This is a genomic window from Burkholderia sp. Bp9099 (assembly GCF_003857805.1).
GTDB lineage: Bacteria > Pseudomonadota > Gammaproteobacteria > Burkholderiales > Burkholderiaceae > Burkholderia.
This window is the reverse complement of the sequence record NZ_QTPU01000006.1, coordinates 141736-158869: the sequence shown is the minus strand read 5'-3', so window position 1 is coordinate 158869 and position 17134 is coordinate 141736. Positions and strand designations below refer to the sequence as shown.

At 67.4% G+C, this 17134-nt stretch carries 11 protein-coding genes and 1 other RNA gene; 9 read left to right on the top strand and 3 right to left on the bottom strand.

Features of this window, described 5'->3' with window-relative positions; all coding sequences use genetic code 11:
* Positions 1 to 31 precede the first annotated feature (31 nt).
* A complete protein-coding gene (purB, locus tag DIE17_RS08510; protein ID WP_044844148.1) occupies positions 32 to 1420 on the bottom strand; it encodes an adenylosuccinate lyase in 1389 nt (462 codons plus the stop codon).
* A 263-nt stretch (positions 1421 to 1683) separates the two neighbouring features.
* Between purB and DIE17_RS08505 the strand changes: the two genes are divergently transcribed.
* From DIE17_RS08505 to DIE17_RS08475, 6 genes are all read left to right on the top strand, one after another.
* Positions 1684 to 2637 carry a LysR substrate-binding domain-containing protein gene (locus DIE17_RS08505; RefSeq protein WP_044848296.1) on the top strand — a complete coding sequence of 318 codons (954 nt, stop codon included), beginning with the start codon at positions 1684 to 1686 and terminating at the stop codon, positions 2635 to 2637.
* A gap of 276 nt (positions 2638 to 2913) precedes the next feature.
* Positions 2914 to 4200, top strand: coding sequence for a Glu/Leu/Phe/Val family dehydrogenase (locus DIE17_RS08495; protein ID WP_044848295.1), 1287 nt, complete (start codon positions 2914 to 2916; stop codon positions 4198 to 4200).
* 252 nt (positions 4201 to 4452) lie between these two features.
* On the top strand, positions 4453 to 5346 hold the full coding sequence (locus DIE17_RS08490) for a glutamate/aspartate ABC transporter substrate-binding protein (RefSeq protein ID WP_185500314.1): 894 nt from the start codon (positions 4453 to 4455) through the stop codon (positions 5344 to 5346).
* 84 nt (positions 5347 to 5430) lie between these two features.
* Positions 5431 to 6171, top strand: a complete 741-nt coding sequence (locus DIE17_RS08485; protein ID WP_044848294.1) for an amino acid ABC transporter permease — start codon at positions 5431 to 5433, stop codon at positions 6169 to 6171.
* Complete coding sequence (gltK, locus tag DIE17_RS08480; protein WP_044848293.1) at positions 6171 to 6848, top strand: glutamate/aspartate ABC transporter permease GltK; 678 nt, start codon at positions 6171 to 6173, stop codon at positions 6846 to 6848. Before DIE17_RS08485 ends, gltK begins: the two co-directional genes overlap by 1 nt.
* Positions 6845 to 7570: an amino acid ABC transporter ATP-binding protein gene (locus DIE17_RS08475; protein ID WP_044848292.1), complete on the top strand. Its 726-nt coding sequence runs from the start codon at positions 6845 to 6847 to the stop codon at positions 7568 to 7570. Before gltK ends, DIE17_RS08475 begins: the two co-directional genes overlap by 4 nt.
* Positions 7571 to 7696: 126 nt before the next feature.
* Here the strand turns inward: DIE17_RS08475 and DIE17_RS08470 are convergent, their stop codons facing one another.
* Positions 7697 to 12943: an autotransporter outer membrane beta-barrel domain-containing protein gene (locus tag DIE17_RS08470; protein WP_124519969.1), complete on the bottom strand. Its 5247-nt coding sequence runs from the start codon at positions 12941 to 12943 to the stop codon at positions 7697 to 7699.
* A 645-nt stretch (positions 12944 to 13588) separates the two neighbouring features.
* Positions 13589 to 14503 carry a class II glutamine amidotransferase gene (locus DIE17_RS08465; RefSeq protein ID WP_124551328.1) on the bottom strand — a complete coding sequence of 305 codons (915 nt, stop codon included), beginning with the start codon at positions 14501 to 14503 and terminating at the stop codon, positions 13589 to 13591.
* A 201-nt stretch (positions 14504 to 14704) separates the two neighbouring features.
* Between DIE17_RS08465 and pyrC the strand changes: the two genes are divergently transcribed.
* From pyrC to rnpB, 3 genes are all read left to right on the top strand, one after another.
* The gene (pyrC, locus tag DIE17_RS08460; protein WP_044848289.1) at positions 14705 to 15769 is read left to right on the top strand and encodes a dihydroorotase; all 1065 of its coding nucleotides are present in this window, start codon (positions 14705 to 14707) and stop codon (positions 15767 to 15769) included.
* Complete coding sequence (locus DIE17_RS08455) at positions 15766 to 16644, top strand: DUF3025 domain-containing protein (RefSeq protein WP_124519967.1); 879 nt, start codon at positions 15766 to 15768, stop codon at positions 16642 to 16644. The genes pyrC and DIE17_RS08455 overlap by 4 nt, the downstream gene beginning before the upstream one ends.
* 12 nt (positions 16645 to 16656) lie before the next feature.
* Positions 16657 to 17068: RNase P RNA component class A (gene rnpB, locus DIE17_RS08450), an RNA gene on the top strand.
* Positions 17069 to 17134 lie beyond the last annotated feature (66 nt).

Sequence of the window (17134 nt, the reverse complement as noted above, 5' to 3'; positions counted from 1 at the left end):
GGGCTTTTTTTCCGTCCGGCGACGGCGGCGCTTACGCGATCCGCTTCGCGAGTTCGACGGCCTTGCCGATGTACGACGCCGGCGTCATCGCGAGCAGGCGGTCCTTCGCATCCTGCGGGATCGCGAGCGTGGCGACGAATTCCTGCAGCGCTTCGCGCGTGATGCCCTTGCCGCGCGTCAGTTCCTTCAGCTGTTCGTACGGGTTCTCGATGCCGTAGCGGCGCATCACCGTCTGCACCGGCTCCGCGAGCACTTCCCAGCAGTTGTCGAGATCTTCGTTCAGGCGCTGCGGGTTGACTTCGAGCTTGTCGAGGCCGCGGATCAGCGAGTCGTAGGCGAGCAGCGAATAGCCGAGCGCGACGCCCATGTTGCGCAGCACCGTCGAGTCGGTCAGGTCACGCTGCCAGCGCGACACCGGCAGCTTGTCGGCGAGGTGGCGCAGCGTCGCGTTCGCGAGGCCGAGGTTGCCTTCCGAGTTCTCGAAGTCGATCGGGTTGACCTTGTGCGGCATCGTCGACGAGCCGATTTCGCCGGCCTTCGTCTTCTGCTTGAAGTAGCCGACCGAGATGTAGCCCCACACGTCGCGATCGAGGTCGAGCAGGATCGTGTTCGCGCGCGCAACCGCGTCGAACAGCTCGGCCATGTAGTCGTGCGGTTCGATCTGGATCGTGTACGGGTTGAACGTGAGCTTCAGGCGGTTCTCGATCACGTCGCGCGAGAACGCTTCCCAGTCGAATTCCGGATACGCGGACAGGTGCGCGTTGAAGTTGCCGACCGCGCCGTTCATCTTGCCGAGGATCTCGACCTTCTCGATGCGCGTGATCGCGCGTGCGAGGCGCGCGGCGACGTTCGCGAGTTCCTTGCCGAGCGTCGTCGGGCTGGCCGGCTGGCCGTGCGTGCGCGACAGCATCGGCTGCTCGGCGAGCGCGTGCGACAGCGCGACGAGGCGCTGGTGGACCGTGCGCAGCGCCGGCACGATCACGTGCTCGCGCGCACCGGCGAGCATCATCCCGTGCGACGTGTTGTTGATGTCTTCGGACGTGCACGCGAAGTGGATGAATTCGCTGGCCTTCTCGAGTTCGGCCTGGCCCTTGACCGATTCCTTCAGCCAGTATTCGACGGCCTTCACGTCGTGGTTCGTCACGCGCTCGATTTCCTTGATGCGCGCGGCGTCGTGCGCGGTGAAGCGCTCCGCGAGCTGCAGCAGGAATTGTTCGGACGCGTCGGAGAAGCGCGGGACTTCCGCGAAGCCGGCGCGCGACAGCGCGATCAGCCAGTGCACCTCGACGGTGACGCGGTGGCGCATGAAGGCGGCTTCGGAGAGCCAGTCGCGCAGCGCTTCGGTCTTGCTGGCGTAGCGGCCGTCGATGGGCGAGAGCGCGGTGAGGGCGAAAAGCGTATCGGGACGAGTGTCGGACATGATCGGGCGGGCCTTGGGGCCGGGTCGAGCGAGGGGGGAAGAATCCGGCATTTTACCATCGCCGCGGGGCGATCCCGGCCGAACCGGTCCGGCCGCGGCCGCCGCGGGCGATCGGCACGCGCCCGGCGCCCGGGCGGCGCGCGACCGGCCTGCCGGCAGGCGCCCGCGCCGGCTCGCCGGGGCGCCCGCCACGCCGCCGGGCCGGCCCGCCCGCCGGTAGAATGCAGGCTTCTTCCCGACCGCCGCCCGCCGCGCCCGCCTGCATGGAACTGAAATGGCTCGAAGACTTCGTCTCGCTCGCGGAAACGCGCAGCTTTAGCCGCTCCGCCGAACTGCGGCACGTGTCGCAGCCCGCGTTCTCGCGGCGTATCCAGGCGCTCGAGGCGTGGCTCGCGACTGAACTGATCGATCGTTCGGTCTATCCGACGCGGCTCACGCAGGCCGGCCAGATCTTCTACGAGCAGGCGCTGACGATGCTGTCGCAGGCGCACGAGGCGCGCACGCTGCTGCGCGGCCACGTCGGCGCGCCGGTGCCGACGATCGAGTTCGCGGTGCCGCACACGCTGTCGCTCACGTATTTTCCGCGCTGGCTGCAGCGGATCGAGGCGAAGATGGGGCAGGTCCACACGCGGCTGCGCGCGCTGAACGTGCACGATGCCGTGCTGTCGCTCGTCGAGGGCGGCTGCGATCTCGTGATGGGCTACCACCACCCGAGCCACCCGGTCGCGCTCGACCCGGCCCGCTACGACATGCTGGTGCTCGGCAGCGAGCCGATCAGCGCGTTTTCGGCGCCGGGCCGCGCGGGCCGGCCGCGCTATACGCTGCCGGGCACGGCCGAGGCGCGCGTGCCGTACCTGTCGTATACGCCGAACGCGTATCTCGGCCGGATGACCGAAGTCATCGTGGCGAATGCACCGACGTCGCTGTTCCTCGATCGTGTTTACGAAACCGACATGGCGGAAGGGTTGAAGGCGATGGCGCTCGCGGGCCACGGCGTCGCGTTCCTGCCGCACAGCGCGGTCGAGGACGCGGTGGCGAGCGGCCGCCTGATCCGGCTTGACCGTTCCGCGCGCGGCGGCACCCATCCGTTCACGCTGACGATGGAGATCCGCCTGTACTGCGACAAGCTCGCGCTGCAGGGCGACGATCCGCATCAGAAACTCGTGCGCGCGCTGTGGGACGTCGTGCGCGACGAACTGCGCGAAACCACCGGTTAACCGTGGGCGGTTAACCGGGCCGGTCGGGCGCGAGCGACTGACGAGCCGCTTTCGGCGCCTGTCGGACGCCCGTCCGGCGGGCGTCCCGCGACTTTCACGACGATTTTTCACGCCCGCGATGCACGGCCGATCGCGGGCGTTCTTGCGCAAATCGACCGCGGATTTGCGAAAAATCACGATCATGCAAGAAACGCATAATCGAATAAGCAAACGGCATTGGATAAAAAAAACGGGTTTTTCGACAATGTGCGCAATCCGTTGAACGTTGGAGTGTCCATGTCTTCGCAACTGCAGTCCATCCCGTCCTACCTTCACGCCGACGATCTCGGCCCGTGGGGCAACTACCTTCAGCAGGTCGATCGCGTCGCGCCGTACCTCGGCTCGCTGTCGCGCTGGCTCGAGACGCTGAAGCGTCCGAAGCGCATCCTGATCGTCGACTGCCCCATCGAGCTCGACAACGGCACCGTCGCGCACTTCGAAGGCTATCGCGTGCAGCACAACGTGTCGCGCGGCCCGGGCAAGGGCGGCGTGCGCTACCACCAGGACGTGACGCTGTCGGAAGTGATGGCGCTGTCGGCATGGATGTCGGTGAAGAACGCCGCAGTGAACGTGCCGTACGGCGGTGCGAAGGGCGGCATCCGCGTCGACCCGCGCAAGCTGTCGCGTGGTGAGCTCGAGCGCGTGACGCGCCGCTACACCAGCGAAATCGGCATCATCATCGGGCCGAACACCGACATTCCGGCACCGGACGTCAACACCAACGAACAGGTGATGGCGTGGATGATGGACACGTACTCGATGAACCAGGGCCAGACGTCGACCGGCGTCGTGACCGGCAAGCCGATCGCGCTCGGCGGTTCGCTCGGCCGCAAGGAAGCAACGGGCCGCGGCGTGTTCGTCGTCGGCTCCGAAGCGGCGAAGAAGAAGGGCCTGGAAATCGAAGGCGCGCGCATCGCGGTGCAGGGCTTCGGCAACGTCGGCGGCATCGCGGCGAAGCTGTTCCAGGAAGCGGGCTCGAAGGTGATCGCGGTGCAGGATCACACGGGCACGATCTACCAGCCGGCCGGCCTCGATTCGAACAAGCTGCTCGACCACGTCGCACGCACGGGCGGCGTCGCGGGCTTCGAAGGCGCCGAGCCGATGCCGAACGACGAGTTCTGGACGGTCGAGACCGACATCCTGATCCCGGCGGCGCTGGAAAACCAGATCACGGAAAAGAACGCGGCGAAGATCCGCACGAAGATCATCGTCGAAGGCGCGAACGGCCCGACGACGACGGCGGCGGACGACATCCTGAGCGCGAACGGCGTGCTCGTGATCCCCGACGTGATCGCGAACGCGGGCGGCGTGACCGTGTCGTACTTCGAGTGGGTGCAGGACTTCTCGAGCTTCTTCTGGACGGAAGACGAGATCAACCACCGTCTCGAGCGCGTGATGCGCGAAGCGTTCGCCGGCGTGTGGGCGGTCGCGGAAGAGCACAAGGTGACGGTGCGTACGGCGGCGTTCATCGTCGCGTGCAAGCGCATCCTGATGGCGCGCGAAATGCGCGGCCTGTACCCCTGATCGGTCGTTGCCGATCGCCGATCGGTTGACTACGATCAAAGCATGACGCAATCCACCCGATTGCGCGCATGAACCTTCGCGGGCGATGCCGAATCCGGCATCGCCCGCGCGCGCATTCAGGCGCCGAAACGGGCGCCCGGAGCCGGGAGGACGGCTTCGCACAGCGCGATTCGTAGTGCGGTTAACAACCAGTACTTTCAAAAATATTACTTTGATACACTGGCGCGGGTTTTAGCCAAGGAGATGACCAAAATGAAATACCAGAAGGCAGTCCTGATGGTCGCGGCGCTGTGCGCGTTCGCGAGCGGCGCGCACGCACAGGAGACCGGCACGCTGAAGAAGATCAAGGACACGGGCGTGATCGCGCTGGGCCACCGCGAATCGTCGATTCCGTTCTCCTACTATGACCAGAACCAGCAGGTCGTCGGCTATTCGCGCGAATTCCAGTTGAAGGTCGTGGACGCGGTGAAGAAGAAGCTGAACCTGCCGAACCTGCAGGTCAAGAACATCCCGGTCACGTCGCAGAACCGCATCCCGCTCGTGCAGAACGGCACGGTCGACATCGAGTGCGGCTCGACGACCAACAACCTGGAGCGTCAGCAGCAGGCCGCATTCTCCGACACGATCTTCGTGATCGGCACGCGCCTGATGACGAAGAAGGATTCGGGCGTGAAGGACTTCGCCGACCTGAAGGGCAAGACGGTCGTGACCACCGCCGGCACGACGTCCGAGCGCCTGCTGCGCAAGATGAACAACGACAAGCAGCTGGGCATGAACATCATCAGCGCGAAGGACCACGGCGACTCGTTCAACACGCTCGAGTCGGGCCGCGCGGTCGCGTTCATGATGGACGACGCGCTGCTCGCGGGCGAGCGCGCGAAGGCGAAGCAGCCGGGCGAATGGGTGATCGTCGGCACGCCGCAGTCGGAAGAGGCGTACGGCTGCATGATGCGCAAGGGCGATGCGGACTTCAAGAAGGTCGTCGACGACGCGATCTCGCAAGTCGAGAAGTCGGGCGAAGCCGCGAAGATCTACGCGAAGTGGTTCGAGAACCCGATCCCGCCGAAGGGGCTGAACCTGAACTTCCCGCTGTCCGATTCGATGAAGAAGCTGTACGCGAACCCGAACGACAAGGCGCTCGACTGACCACGCGGCCGTTGACGCAGAAATGACGCTACTGAAACGGAAGAGGCCACGCTTCTTCCGTTTCTTTTTGCTGGAGTCTTGCCCATGTCTTACCACTGGAACTGGGGCGTCTTCCTGAGCCCCGTCTCGACCGGCGAGCCGACGACTTATTTCGGATGGCTGATGTCCGGCTTCTGGGTGACGATCGAGGTGTCGCTCGTCGCCTGGGTCATCGCGCTGATCGTCGGCTCGCTGTTCGGCGTGCTGCGCACGGTGCCGAACAAATGGCTGTCCGCGATCGGCACCGTGTACGTGTCGATCTTCCGGAACATTCCGCTGATCGTGCAGTTCTTCATCTGGTACCTCGTCGTGCCCGAGCTGCTGCCCGCATCGATCGGCACCTGGATCAAGCAGTTGCCGCCGACCACGCAGTTCTTCACCTCGTCGATCATCTGTCTCGGCCTGTTTACGGGCGCGCGCGTGTGCGAACAGGTGCGCTCGGGGATCAACGCGCTGCCGAAGGGCCAGCGCGCGGCCGGCCTCGCGATGGGCTTCACGCAATGGCAGACGTACCGCTACGTGCTGCTGCCGGTTGCGTACCGGATCATCGTGCCGCCGCTCACGTCCGAGTTCCTGAACATCTTCAAGAACTCGGCGGTCGCGTCGACGATCGGCCTGCTCGACCTGTCCGCGCAGGCGCGCCAGCTCGTCGACTACACCGCGCAGACCTACGAGTCGTTCATCGCGGTCACGCTCGCGTACGTGATCATCAACCTCGTCGTGATGGCGTTCATGCGCTGGATCGAAGGCCGCACGCGGCTGCCCGGCTACATCGGAGGCAAGTGATGCATCAGTTCGACTGGAGTAGTATTCCCGGCGCGATACCGACGCTGTGGACGGGGGCGATCGTCACGTTCAAGATCACGCTGATCGCGATCGTCGTCGGCATCGTGTGGGGCACGTTGCTCGCGCTGCTGCGGCTGTCGGGCGTGAAGCCGCTCGCGTGGTTCGCGAAGGCGTACGTGACGGTGTTCCGCTCGATCCCGCTCGTGATGGTGCTGCTGTGGTTCTTCCTGATCGTGCCGCAGGTGCTGCAGGGCGTGCTGGGGCTGTCGCCGACGATCGACATTCGCCTCGCGTCGGCGATGGTCGCGTTCTCGCTGTTCGAAGCCGCGTATTATTCCGAGATCATCCGCGCCGGCATCCAGGCGGTGCCGCGCGGGCAGGTCAACGCCGCGTTCGCGCTCGGCATGAACTACGCGCAGGCGATGCGCCTCGTGATCCTGCCGCAGGCGTTCCGCGCGATGGTGCCGCTGCTGCTCACGCAGGCGATCGTCCTGTTCCAGGATACGTCGCTCGTGTACGTGATCAGTCTCGCGGACTTCTTCCGCACGGCCGCCAACGTCGGCGATCGCGACGGCACGACCGTCGAGATGGTCCTGTTCGCGGGCGCATGCTATTTCGTGGTTTGCTCGGTGGCGTCTGCCCTCGTCAAAGGTCTCCAGAAAAAGGTCACAAGATGATTTCCATCAAGAACGTTTCCAAGTGGTACGGCCAGTTTCAGGTCCTCACCGATTGCACGACCGAGGTCAAGAAAGGCGAGGTGGTGGTCGTGTGCGGTCCGTCCGGCTCGGGCAAGTCGACGCTGATCAAGACCGTGAACGGCCTCGAGCCGTTCCAGCAGGGCGAGATCCTCGTGAACGGCCAGTCGGTCGGCGACAAGAAGACGAACCTGTCGAAGCTGCGCTCGAAGGTCGGGATGGTGTTCCAGCATTTCGAGTTGTTCCCGCACCTGTCGATCACCGAGAACCTGACGCTCGCGCAGGTCAAGGTGCTCGGCCGCGGCAAGGACGAAGCGGCCGAGAAGGGCATGAAGCTGCTCGATCGCGTCGGCCTGAAGGCGCATGCGCACAAGTTTCCGGGCCAGCTGTCGGGCGGCCAGCAGCAGCGGGTCGCGATCGCGCGCGCGCTGTCGATGGACCCGATCGCGATGCTGTTCGACGAGCCGACGTCCGCGCTCGATCCCGAGATGATCAACGAAGTGCTCGACGTGATGGTCGAACTCGCGCAGGAAGGCATGACGATGATGGTCGTCACGCACGAGATGGGCTTCGCGAAGAAGGTCGCCCATCGCGTGATCTTCATGGACAAGGGCGCGATCGTCGAGGACGACCGCAAGGATGATTTCTTCTCGAATCCGAAGTCGGACCGCGCGAAGGACTTCCTCGCGAAAATCCTGCACTGAGCGTTCGTGCAGCGCGTGCGCCGCATGCACGCCGATGAAAAAACCGCCCGGCTGAACACCGGGCGGTTTTTTTCGCGGGCTGCCCGTCGCCCGCCGGTGGCAGCGGACGGGTTGCCGAGTCGGGCGTTACCAGCTGTAGCGGTAGCCGACCTGCCCGGTCACGCCGCGCCGGTAATCGCCGCCGATGTTGCGCGCATATTTCACGTTCGCGTACAACGCGCCCGACTTGCCGAAGCCCGCGGTCACGCCAAGGCCGAGCTCGTACCAGGTGCGGCCCAGGTGCGTCGCGAACGGCGTGCCGCCGACGACGGTCTGGCCCGGCGACAGGAAGTCGTGCAGCACGTCGGCCGTGAAGTACGGTGTCGCGGCGCCGCCGCCCGCGTTCGCGTCGAGGTTCGGCCGGAAGACGCGCACGCCGACGCGTCCGCGCAGCGCGTGGGTCGTCGTGCCCGACACGGCCGATACGTCGTCGTTGAACCCGTTCAGCTTCAGGTACTGGTACATCAGCTGCGCCTGCGGCTCGACCGCGATCGGCGTGCCGCCGATCCCGAACGGCTTGCCGACCTCCTGCGACAGCGCGATGCCGAAGCCGTTCTGCGAGGCCTCGTTGCCGTAGCTGTCGCGATAGCGGTTGCCGTAGTGCGTGACCTGGCCGACGCTATCGAAGTAGGTGCCGTCGGACAGGTAGCGTGTCCAGTAGCCGCCGACGCTCTGCGCGTGCATCTCGACCGAGCCCGTCGACGTCGACAGCCCGGCCGTGTCGGCGCGTGCCGTGTCGCTGAAGCTCGCGTTCGCGACGCCGATGCTCGCCGTCACGCCCGCATGCGTGCTGCCGCCGGCGGGCGCCTGGTCGAGCGTCCAGTCCTTGCCGAACTGCGCGAAGAACGTGCGCTCGTCGGCCGCGAAGCGGCCCGCGTTCGCGTCGAGGCTCTGTCCGCCGATGCGGCCCCACACGCCGTCGCGGTTGCCCGGCGCCTGCTTCTCGAGGTTGTAGATGTCGCCGACGCGCTCGTGCAGCTTGCCAAGCGTCGAGAAGCCGTAGTCGGCGTTCAGCAGCGGCGTCATCGCATAACCCGCGACGCCAGGACGGTACGCGAGATTGCCGCCGTTGTTGCCGCCCTCGATGACGGACGGGCCGACCGGATCGCCGGGGTCCGTCGGGTCCAGTTGCGAGCGCAGGTACCAGCCGTTCGCATCGCCCTGTCCGCCGCGGTAGAGACGGTATTCGTACGCGCCGGCCTGTACGGGGCCCGCGAGATGGAACGCCGACGCGGTAGTCGTGCCGCCATTGGCCGTGACGACCACCGGAATCCCGTCGCCCGTCGTCTGCGCGCCGGTGCCGGCCGTGTTCGCGATTTTCAGCCCGGTCGTGCCGCTCGCGGTGCCGCCGTTCACGATCAGCCGGTCGGTCGGCGATGCGTCGGCGCCGAGGTAGGTGTTCAGCGCGATCGTGCCGCCGTTGCCGACGTAATTGCCGGTCGTCAGCGTCCGGTAGCTGGCGGCCGCCGTCGGTGAACCGGACGGTGCGGCGAACGCGACCAGGCCCGCGTTGTTCAGGCTGCTCAGCACGGAGCTGCCGGTCATGTGCCACGTGCTCGAGCCGTCGACGCTCAGCGCGACCGGGTCGATCGTGCCGGTCAGGGTCGTGCCGTTCGTCAGGAACACGTTGCCGGTGCTCGACGCGTCCGACACGATGTCGCCCGCGAGATTCACGGCCGATGCGTTGAAGGTCGCGGTGCTGCCGTTCGCGAGGTCCAGCAGCGTGCCGTTGCCGGCCGTCACGACGGTGCCGTTGCGCACCGCGATGTCGACGGTGCCGGCGCGTGCGGCGAACGCCGGCCCGGTGACGGACGCGACGCTGCCGCCGTCGACGCGCACCGAGCTCGTCGCGCCGGTCGCGAGCGTGTCCGTGCTCATGACGCCGGCCGTCGCGCCCTTGAGCGTCGTGCCCGTCAGCGCGAGCACGCCGCCGCCGTCGACGGTCGCGCCGTTGCCGGCCGCGCTCGCGAGCGACGAACCCGTGTCGCCGATACGGCCGCCGTTGCGCGCGACGAGACCGTCGGCTGCCACGCCCGCCGCAGAGACCTTCGTGCCCGACAGCCACACGGTCGCGCCGCTGCCCGCGACGATCGCATGCGCGCCGGCGCCGGTCGTCGCGACGGTCGTGCCGTCGGCCGCCAGCGTCGAATCCGCGCCCGTCACAAAGAGGCCGCGTGCGTTGTCGCCGGCGGTGCGTACGACGGTCGCCGCGTCGGTCGCGATGCGTGCGCCCGTGCCCGTCGACGACAGCCCGTCGGCGCCATTGCCGGTCGTGCCGATCTGCGTGCCCGACAGCGCGATCGTCGTGTTCGTGCCGAGGTTGTCGATGCCCTTGCCGGCGCCGCCCGCCGCGATCGACGTCGCGCCGGCCGCGATCCCGCCGTTCGAGACGGTCGAGTCGATCAGCACGCCGTCGGCACTGCCGTTCGCGACGACGGTGCCCGCGCCCGACAGCGCGACCGACGCACCCGCGCCGGTCAGGTGCACGCCCGCGACGCCGTCGTCGGCCTCGATCGTGCCCGCGTTGGCAAGCGTCGCCGACGCGCCCTGCACGAGCGCGCCGGTGCCGTTGGCCACGCGGATCGCCGACGCGTTGTTCACGGTGCCGAGCGTGCCGACCACGACGCCCGTCGAGCCTGCGCCGCTCAGCAGCACCGTGTCGCGGTTATCGAGCGTGCCGAGGTTCTGCGCGACGAAACCCGTCACGCCCGCGGTCGACGAGGTGACCGCGGCATCGTTGGTCAGCGTCGTCGCGACCGGTGCGCCGGCATTCGCGCCGGCGAGGTCGTGCGCCTGGCCGTCGACGACGCCCGCGATCGCGCCGGCCGCATTCAGGTTGATGGTCGCGCCCGAGTCGATCGTGCCCTTCGCGCCGCCTTCGACTGCAACCGCGATGCCGTTCGCGCCGTTGACGTTGTAGGTGGCGTGGCCGGTGGACAGCGTCGTGCCGGCGCCGGTCGCGAGCACGCCGCGCGCGCGCTGGCCGTTGACGTCGGTCGTCAGCGTGCCGGCGGCCGATGCCCCCGTATAGGCCGCGCCGCCCGCCATGCGGAACAGCGTCGAATCGTCGGTATCGACGCTCAGGTGCTGCGCGGCGACGTTGATCTTCGAGCCTGCGCCATACGCATAGAAGCCGATCTGGTTCGTGCCCGACATGAAGTGGGGCACCGCGTTCGCGTCGACGTTGATCGTCGCGCCCGAGCGCGCATGGACGCCGATCGCACCGGTGCCCGTCAGGTTGAGCGCGCCGTCGACCGTGGCCTTCGCGCGCGGCCCTTCGGCCCACACGCCGTAGTTGCGCGTGTCCGATGCCGGATCGAGCCCGCCGGCCACGTTGATCGTGCCGGTCGACGTTGCGGCCGTCGCGGTCGAGCCGGTGCCGACCACCATGATGCCGATGCCGTTCACGCCGTTCAGCGTGATCGTGCCGGTGTTGGTCACGGTCGCGGCCGTGTTGGCCGCGAGCATGCCGACGTTGGCGAACGGCGTGCCGGGCGCCGCGCCGTTCACGACGATCGTGCCCGCGTTGCGCAGCGTGCCGGACGACGAACCGATGCTCGCCATTCCGGCGCCGTTCTGCGTCTGCGAGCCGATCACGATCGAGCCGAGGTTGCTGGCGGTGCCCGACGCGCCGAGCAGGATCCCGTACGCATGCGCGGACAGCGCGACGTCGTTCGCCGCCGCCCCCGGCCCGTACTGGGCCGCGCGGCCGAGATAGATCGTGCCGCCGGCCGCGTTCGTGAAGGTGCCGCCCACCGCGAAACCGCCGATCACCTCGCTGTCGAGCGTCGTCGCGTTGACGCCGACGTTGATCGTGCCGGCGTTCGACGCGTTCGCGCCGCCCGTCACGGCCACCGCGTAGTTCTGCAGGTCGGGGCGGTCGCCGGCGAGCGTCCACGCGCCGACGTTCATCACGCCGTGGTTGACGAACGAGGTGCCCGAGCCGTTCGCGTACACGCCGTTGCCCTCGGTGTACGCATGGAACCCGAAGTTGTCGGGCGGCGTGCCGCTGCTCGTGTCGAAATTGTCGCCGGACGCGTAGCCGGACGAGATCACGCCATTGTTGACGCCGCTCGCGCCGCTCAGCAGGCGCACCAGCGTGAAATCGCCCGACAGGCGGCCGTCGTTGACGAAGTGCGCGCCGTTTTCCGCGAGAACGGCCGAACTCGATGCGATCGTGTTGGTGCCGCGGAAGTCGATCTGGCCGTCCTTGCCGATCTGCAGCGTCGCGTTCGCGCCGGTGCCGTGCATTGCCGACAGGTGATCGATCGGCAGCGTGTTCTTGTCGCCGGCGGACACGTTGTTCGCGTACTGGAAGGTCTCCTTCGAGAACGTGACGGCCTGGCCGAACGCGGTGTCGTACGCGGCCTGCGAGCCGAGCGCGCCGCTCCGGACCGAACGCACGAGGAAGTCGTTGTAGGCGGCGAGCGACGCGGCGTCGCTGACGGTCCACGTGCTGCCGTCGAACGCAGTGAAAGTGCCCGCATAGGCCGGCACGTCGAGCTGGAGGTTGCCGACGGAGCCGCCGCTCGCGAGGTAGTCGCCGGTGGTGAACCAGACCTGGTTGCGCGAATTCCAGTTGACGACGCTCGGGGTGGCGCCCGTCCCGTCCGCGACGGTGAGGTCCGTCTGCTTCGCGGCCATCGTGATTGCGTTGCCGGCCGAGCCGGGCGCGTTGGCGGGATTGCCGATCGACACGTTCAGCGTGCCGCCGGAGCGGTCGACGGTGCCGATCCGTGTGTTCACGTACTGGTCGCCGTTGACGTCGCGGTAGACGGGCACGTCGGTCGTGCCGACCGTCGACGCGGAGAACGCGGACGAGTCGTAGGTGGCGACCGACGTATGGGTGCCCGTGATCGTGTCGGGCGTGCCGATGTTTTGCGTCTTGCCGCCGAGCGACACCAGCGGCTGATCCGGATTTCCCGACACGATCGTCGTCGTGCCGAACGGGATGCGCGTGTAGCCGGCGTCGCCGCTGTTCTGCGCCGTCCATGCGCCCGTCACGCCGACCGCGTCGCCGCCGGACACGGTCGTGGCGCCGGCCAGGTTGTCGTTCACGGTCGGGCTGACGCTGCCGAGCGCGCAGCTGCCGCCGCTCGCGACCGCCGAACCGTCGCCGCAGCTCGACGCGTACGCGGAGCCGGCCGACAGCGCGGCCAGCGCGGCACCGAGCGCGGCGACGCGCAGCGGCGAGCGGCGGATCGCCGTGCGGCCGGCGCGGGTGCTTGCGCCCGATTCGCGGCCTGAACGCTTGCCGCGCGCCCGTGTCGTTTCCGCGACCGCGACCCAGCAGCCGGCGGCGTCGCTCCAGATCGATCGAAATGAGTGATTCACGACATGCCCTCTTTCTTGTTTTGACGTGTTATTCGCCGCATGCGGCGAATGCGCATTCCACGGTGCTGCGTGACGCGAATGGACATGCGGCAGCCGTGGCTGCATGACGCGCCGGTCGGGTTTCGTTACACCGAAGATGGAGCGAGTCTACTAATTGGCGGGGCGGGCGATTTTCAAAAAATAAGAAAATGTGGGGATGGTAACGGTATTGAGTGGTATTTCTGAGTTGTGTGGGTAACCGAACTGAAAGCCTTTGTGGGTAAGGGCTTGGTGGATTTTTTATAGAACAGGCGGAAGCGCCGGTTCGGTAGGCTGGCGCACGATAGGCGTGGGGATTTTGCTTTAAGCTGAGGCTTCCGGATTATCCGGTTTCGAATATCTTGTTTTATTTGTTTCGACGGTTAACTATTTTTACTTGAAAATTAATTAAATAAAAGTGAATGTCGTGTGGCGACGCACGCGTGCTTGAAATGGCAGCCTGAATGGAGTTGTCGGGGGGAGATTTTCAATGCGGGCAATCATCGGCGGATGCCGGGCGCCGGATGCGTGGTTCGACGATCCGGGCATGACGCGGGATCGCCGGGCCGCGACGCTGGCGGAACAGCGCAACGCATGAAGCGCGCGCCCGGCGGCGGCGCGGCGCGCTCAGAAATCGATCGAGTCGTCGGAATCGTCGTCGGCGCCGGCCGCGAGTGCGGCGTGCTGCGTACCGCACGGCGCGGACGCCGACGCGTCGAGCGCCGGGTTGCGCAGTTTCTCGAGCACGCACTCGGGCACCGGAATCTGCATCCGCGCGGCGACGTCGCCGCACTGGAACATGATCAGCTCGCCCGGTTCGAACGAGGTCCAGATTTCGTTGTCGGTCAGCGGCTGCGTGGCGATCACCGCGACGCGATCCTCGGGCGTCGTGTATTTCGCGAAGTCGATCGACAGGTCTTCGTCGACCAGATGCGCGGTCGAGAACGGCCAGCGCCGCACGAGGTAGTGCAGCCGCGTCGAGCAGTGCGCGAAGAGAGCCTGGCCGTTCGACATCAGGAAGTTGAACACGCCGTGATCGGTGATGTCGCGCGTCAGCTCGCCGACGCGCTCGAACAGCTCCGGCAACGGCGGCTGCGCGCCGGGGAACGCTTCGCGCAGCCCCTGCATCAGCACGCAGAACGCCTTCTCGCTGTCGGTGGTGCCGACCGGATGGTAGACGCTGCCGTCGAGATCGGGTTCGTACTCCTGCAGATCGCCGTTATGCGCGAAGATCCAGTGCCGCCCCCACAGCTCGCGCATGAACGGGTGGCTGTTCTCGAGCAGGATGTGGCCTTGCGTGGCCTTGCGGATGTGCGCGATCGTGTTCTTGGACTTGATCGGGTAGCGCTTGACCATTTCGGCGAGCGGCGACGTGGCCGATGCCTGGTGGTCGACGAAGAGGCGACAGGCCTTGTCCTCGAAGAACGCGATTCCCCAGCCGTCGGCATGGTGATCGGTGAGGCCGCCCCGGGCCGCGAAACCTGTGAAGGAGAATGTGACGTCCGTCGGCGCGGCGCAGTTCATTCCTAGGAGTTGGCACATTTTACTTGGGGCGGGGCGGAAGCAGGGTAACCAACCGGGTGAACCCCGGTACAATGTGGCTTCTAGCATATCACCGAGCCTTGAGCGGTAAAAAGCGGATTCCGCCGGCCGAAGGCCCCGTGTTGCGGTTTGCCGTCAGTCGGCCCGCGCACGCGCGTTCCGGCCCCGCAGATGGCCAGCCCGTTCCTCACGACGCCTCCTATGACTGCCTCGAACGCTTCCTCTCCGGCGACGCTCACGCTCGCCCGTCCCGACGACCTGCACCTGCACCTGCGCGACGGCGACATGCTGGCCGCGGTGCTGCCGCACACGGCGCGCCAGTTCGCCCGCGCGATCGTCATGCCGAACCTGAAGCCGCCCGTCACGACCACCGCGCAAGCGCAGGCCTATCGCGAGCGAATCCTGGCCGCGCTGCCGGCGGGCATGGCGTTCGAGCCGCTGATGACGCTGTACCTGACCGACAACACGTCGCCCGACGAAATCCGCCGTGCGCGCGACAGCGGCTTCGTGCACGGCGTGAAGCTGTATCCGGCCGGCGCGACGACGAATTCCGACCACGGCGTCAGCGATCTCGCGAAGTGCGCGAAGACGCTCGAGGTCATGCAGGAAACCGGCATGCCGCTGCTCGTGCACGGCGAGGTGACCGACCCGGCGATCGACATGTTCGATCGCGAGAAGGTGTTCATCGACCGCGTGATGACGCCGCTGCGCCGCGATTTCCCCGGCCTGAAGGTGGTGTTCGAGCACATCACCACGAAGGACGCGGCCGACTACGTGCGCGACGCCGATGCGGCGCCGGGCCTGCTCGGCGCGACGATCACGCCGCAGCACATGCTGTACAGCCGCAACGCGCTGTTCGTCGGCGGGATCCGCCCGCATTACTACTGCCTGCCGGTGCTGAAGCGTGAAACGCACCGCGTCGCGCTCGTCGAAGCCGCGACGTCGGGCAACCCGCGCTTCTTCCTCGGCACCGACAGCGCGCCGCACGCACGCGACGCGAAGGAAACCGCGTGCGGCTGCGCGGGCTGCTACACGGCGCTGCACGCGCTCGAGCTGTATGCGGAAGCGTTCGACAAGGCGGGCGCGCTCGACAAGCTGGAAAATTTCGCGAGCCGCTTCGGCGCCGATTTCTACGGGCTGCCGCACAGCACCGAGACGATCACGCTGCGCCGCGAGACCTGGGAACTGCCGCGCGAGGTGTTCGCGGGCGATACGCCGGTCGTGCCGCTGCGCGCCGGCGAATCGATCGGCTGGAAGTTCGCGTGACCGGCACGCCGCCGCGCGCGGCCGGCCACGCGGCCGGCGGCGGCGCGGCGGCGTTCGCGCGGATCGACTGGTCCGCGCCGTGGCTCGCGCGTTACGCGGAACCGGGCCGCACGCTTCAGGCGGCCGCGCTCGTCGGCGAGGCCGCGCTGCTCGACGCACTGAACGGCGCGCTGCGCGGTGATGCCCGTGTCAGCGGCCGCGGCAAGCCGCTGCGCTTCGTGCCGCAGGCCGAGCTGCCGCCCGGCATCGCATACGAAACCCATATCGCCGACACCGGCGGCGTCCCGACCCGCCACAATCTTCACGACTTCTTCAATGCGCTCGTCTGGTTCGCGTATCCGCGCACCAAGGCTGCGCTGAACGCACGCCAGGCCGCGGCGATTGATGCCGCGGGCGGCGTCGGGCCGGTGCGCGGCACGCTGCGCGATGCGCTGACGCTGTTCGACGAAAATGCCGCGCTGTTCGTGACGGCCGACCGCGCGCTCGCCGATGCGCTGCGCGGCTTCAGCTGGCAGCAGCTGCTGGTGGCGGCGCGCGACGCGTGGGGCACGCGCTGCGAGGCGCGGCTCGTCGGCCATGCGCTGCTCGAGAAGCTCGTCGCGCCCTACAAGTCGTGCACCACGCACGCATGGATCGTCGAAGTGGGCGACGACTATTTTTCGTGGCCTGACGCGCAGCGTGCCGCGCATGTCGATGCGCGGATCGCCGGCGAGCTCGCGACCCGCGACCTGACGAGCCGCGATTTCGCGCCGCTGCCGGTGCTCGGCGTGCCTGGCTGGTGCGAAGCGAATGCCGCGCCCGCGTTCTACGACGATCCGGCGGTTTTCCGCAGCGGCCGCCGCTCGCGCGCTGCCGGCGGCGGCGCACAGTGCTAGAATGCGCGTCGCAAAGCAGGCCAGGCAGTCGCGGCCTCGCCGCCTTCGGGCAGGCGGGGGCGAGGAAAGTCCGGACTCCACAGGGCAGGGTGATGGCTAACGGCCATCCGTGGCGACACGCGGAACAGGGCAACAGAAAGCAAACCGCCGATGGCCCGGCGCAAGCCGGGATCAGGTAAGGGTGAAACGGTGCGGTAAGAGCGCACCGCGGCGACGGCGACGTTCGCCGGCACGGTAACCTCCACCCGGAGCAATTCCAAGTAGGCAGGCGCGCATTTTCGGATGCAGGACGGGGCCCCCGTCTCGTCTGCGGGTAGGAAGCTTGAGCGCGTCAGCAATGGCGCGCCTAGAGGAATGGCTGCCACGCGCCGCGCGCTTCGGCGTGCAGCGTGCACAGAATCCGGCTTATCGGCCTGCTTTGCCGTTCGAATGCGAAAGGGCCGGCGCTCCGTCAGGAGCGCCGGCCCTTTTTTCATGCGTGGCCGCCGTG

What these genes read in the sequence shown, in the direction of transcription:
- purB (WP_044844148.1), bottom strand. Translation starts at nt 1,420, where the DNA reads ATGTCCGACACTCGTCCCGATACGCTTTTCGCCCTCACCGCGCTCTCG.
- gltK (WP_044848293.1), top strand. Translation starts at nt 6,171, where the DNA reads ATGCATCAGTTCGACTGGAGTAGTATTCCCGGCGCGATACCGACGCTG.
- DIE17_RS08490 (WP_185500314.1), top strand. Translation starts at nt 4,453, where the DNA reads ATGAAATACCAGAAGGCAGTCCTGATGGTCGCGGCGCTGTGCGCGTTC.
- DIE17_RS08485 (WP_044848294.1), top strand. Translation starts at nt 5,431, where the DNA reads ATGTCTTACCACTGGAACTGGGGCGTCTTCCTGAGCCCCGTCTCGACC.
- DIE17_RS08465 (WP_124551328.1), bottom strand. Translation starts at nt 14,503, where the DNA reads ATGTGCCAACTCCTAGGAATGAACTGCGCCGCGCCGACGGACGTCACA.
- DIE17_RS08495 (WP_044848295.1), top strand. Translation starts at nt 2,914, where the DNA reads ATGTCTTCGCAACTGCAGTCCATCCCGTCCTACCTTCACGCCGACGAT.
- DIE17_RS08475 (WP_044848292.1), top strand. Translation starts at nt 6,845, where the DNA reads ATGATTTCCATCAAGAACGTTTCCAAGTGGTACGGCCAGTTTCAGGTC.
- DIE17_RS08505 (WP_044848296.1), top strand. Translation starts at nt 1,684, where the DNA reads ATGGAACTGAAATGGCTCGAAGACTTCGTCTCGCTCGCGGAAACGCGC.
- pyrC (WP_044848289.1), top strand. Translation starts at nt 14,705, where the DNA reads ATGACTGCCTCGAACGCTTCCTCTCCGGCGACGCTCACGCTCGCCCGT.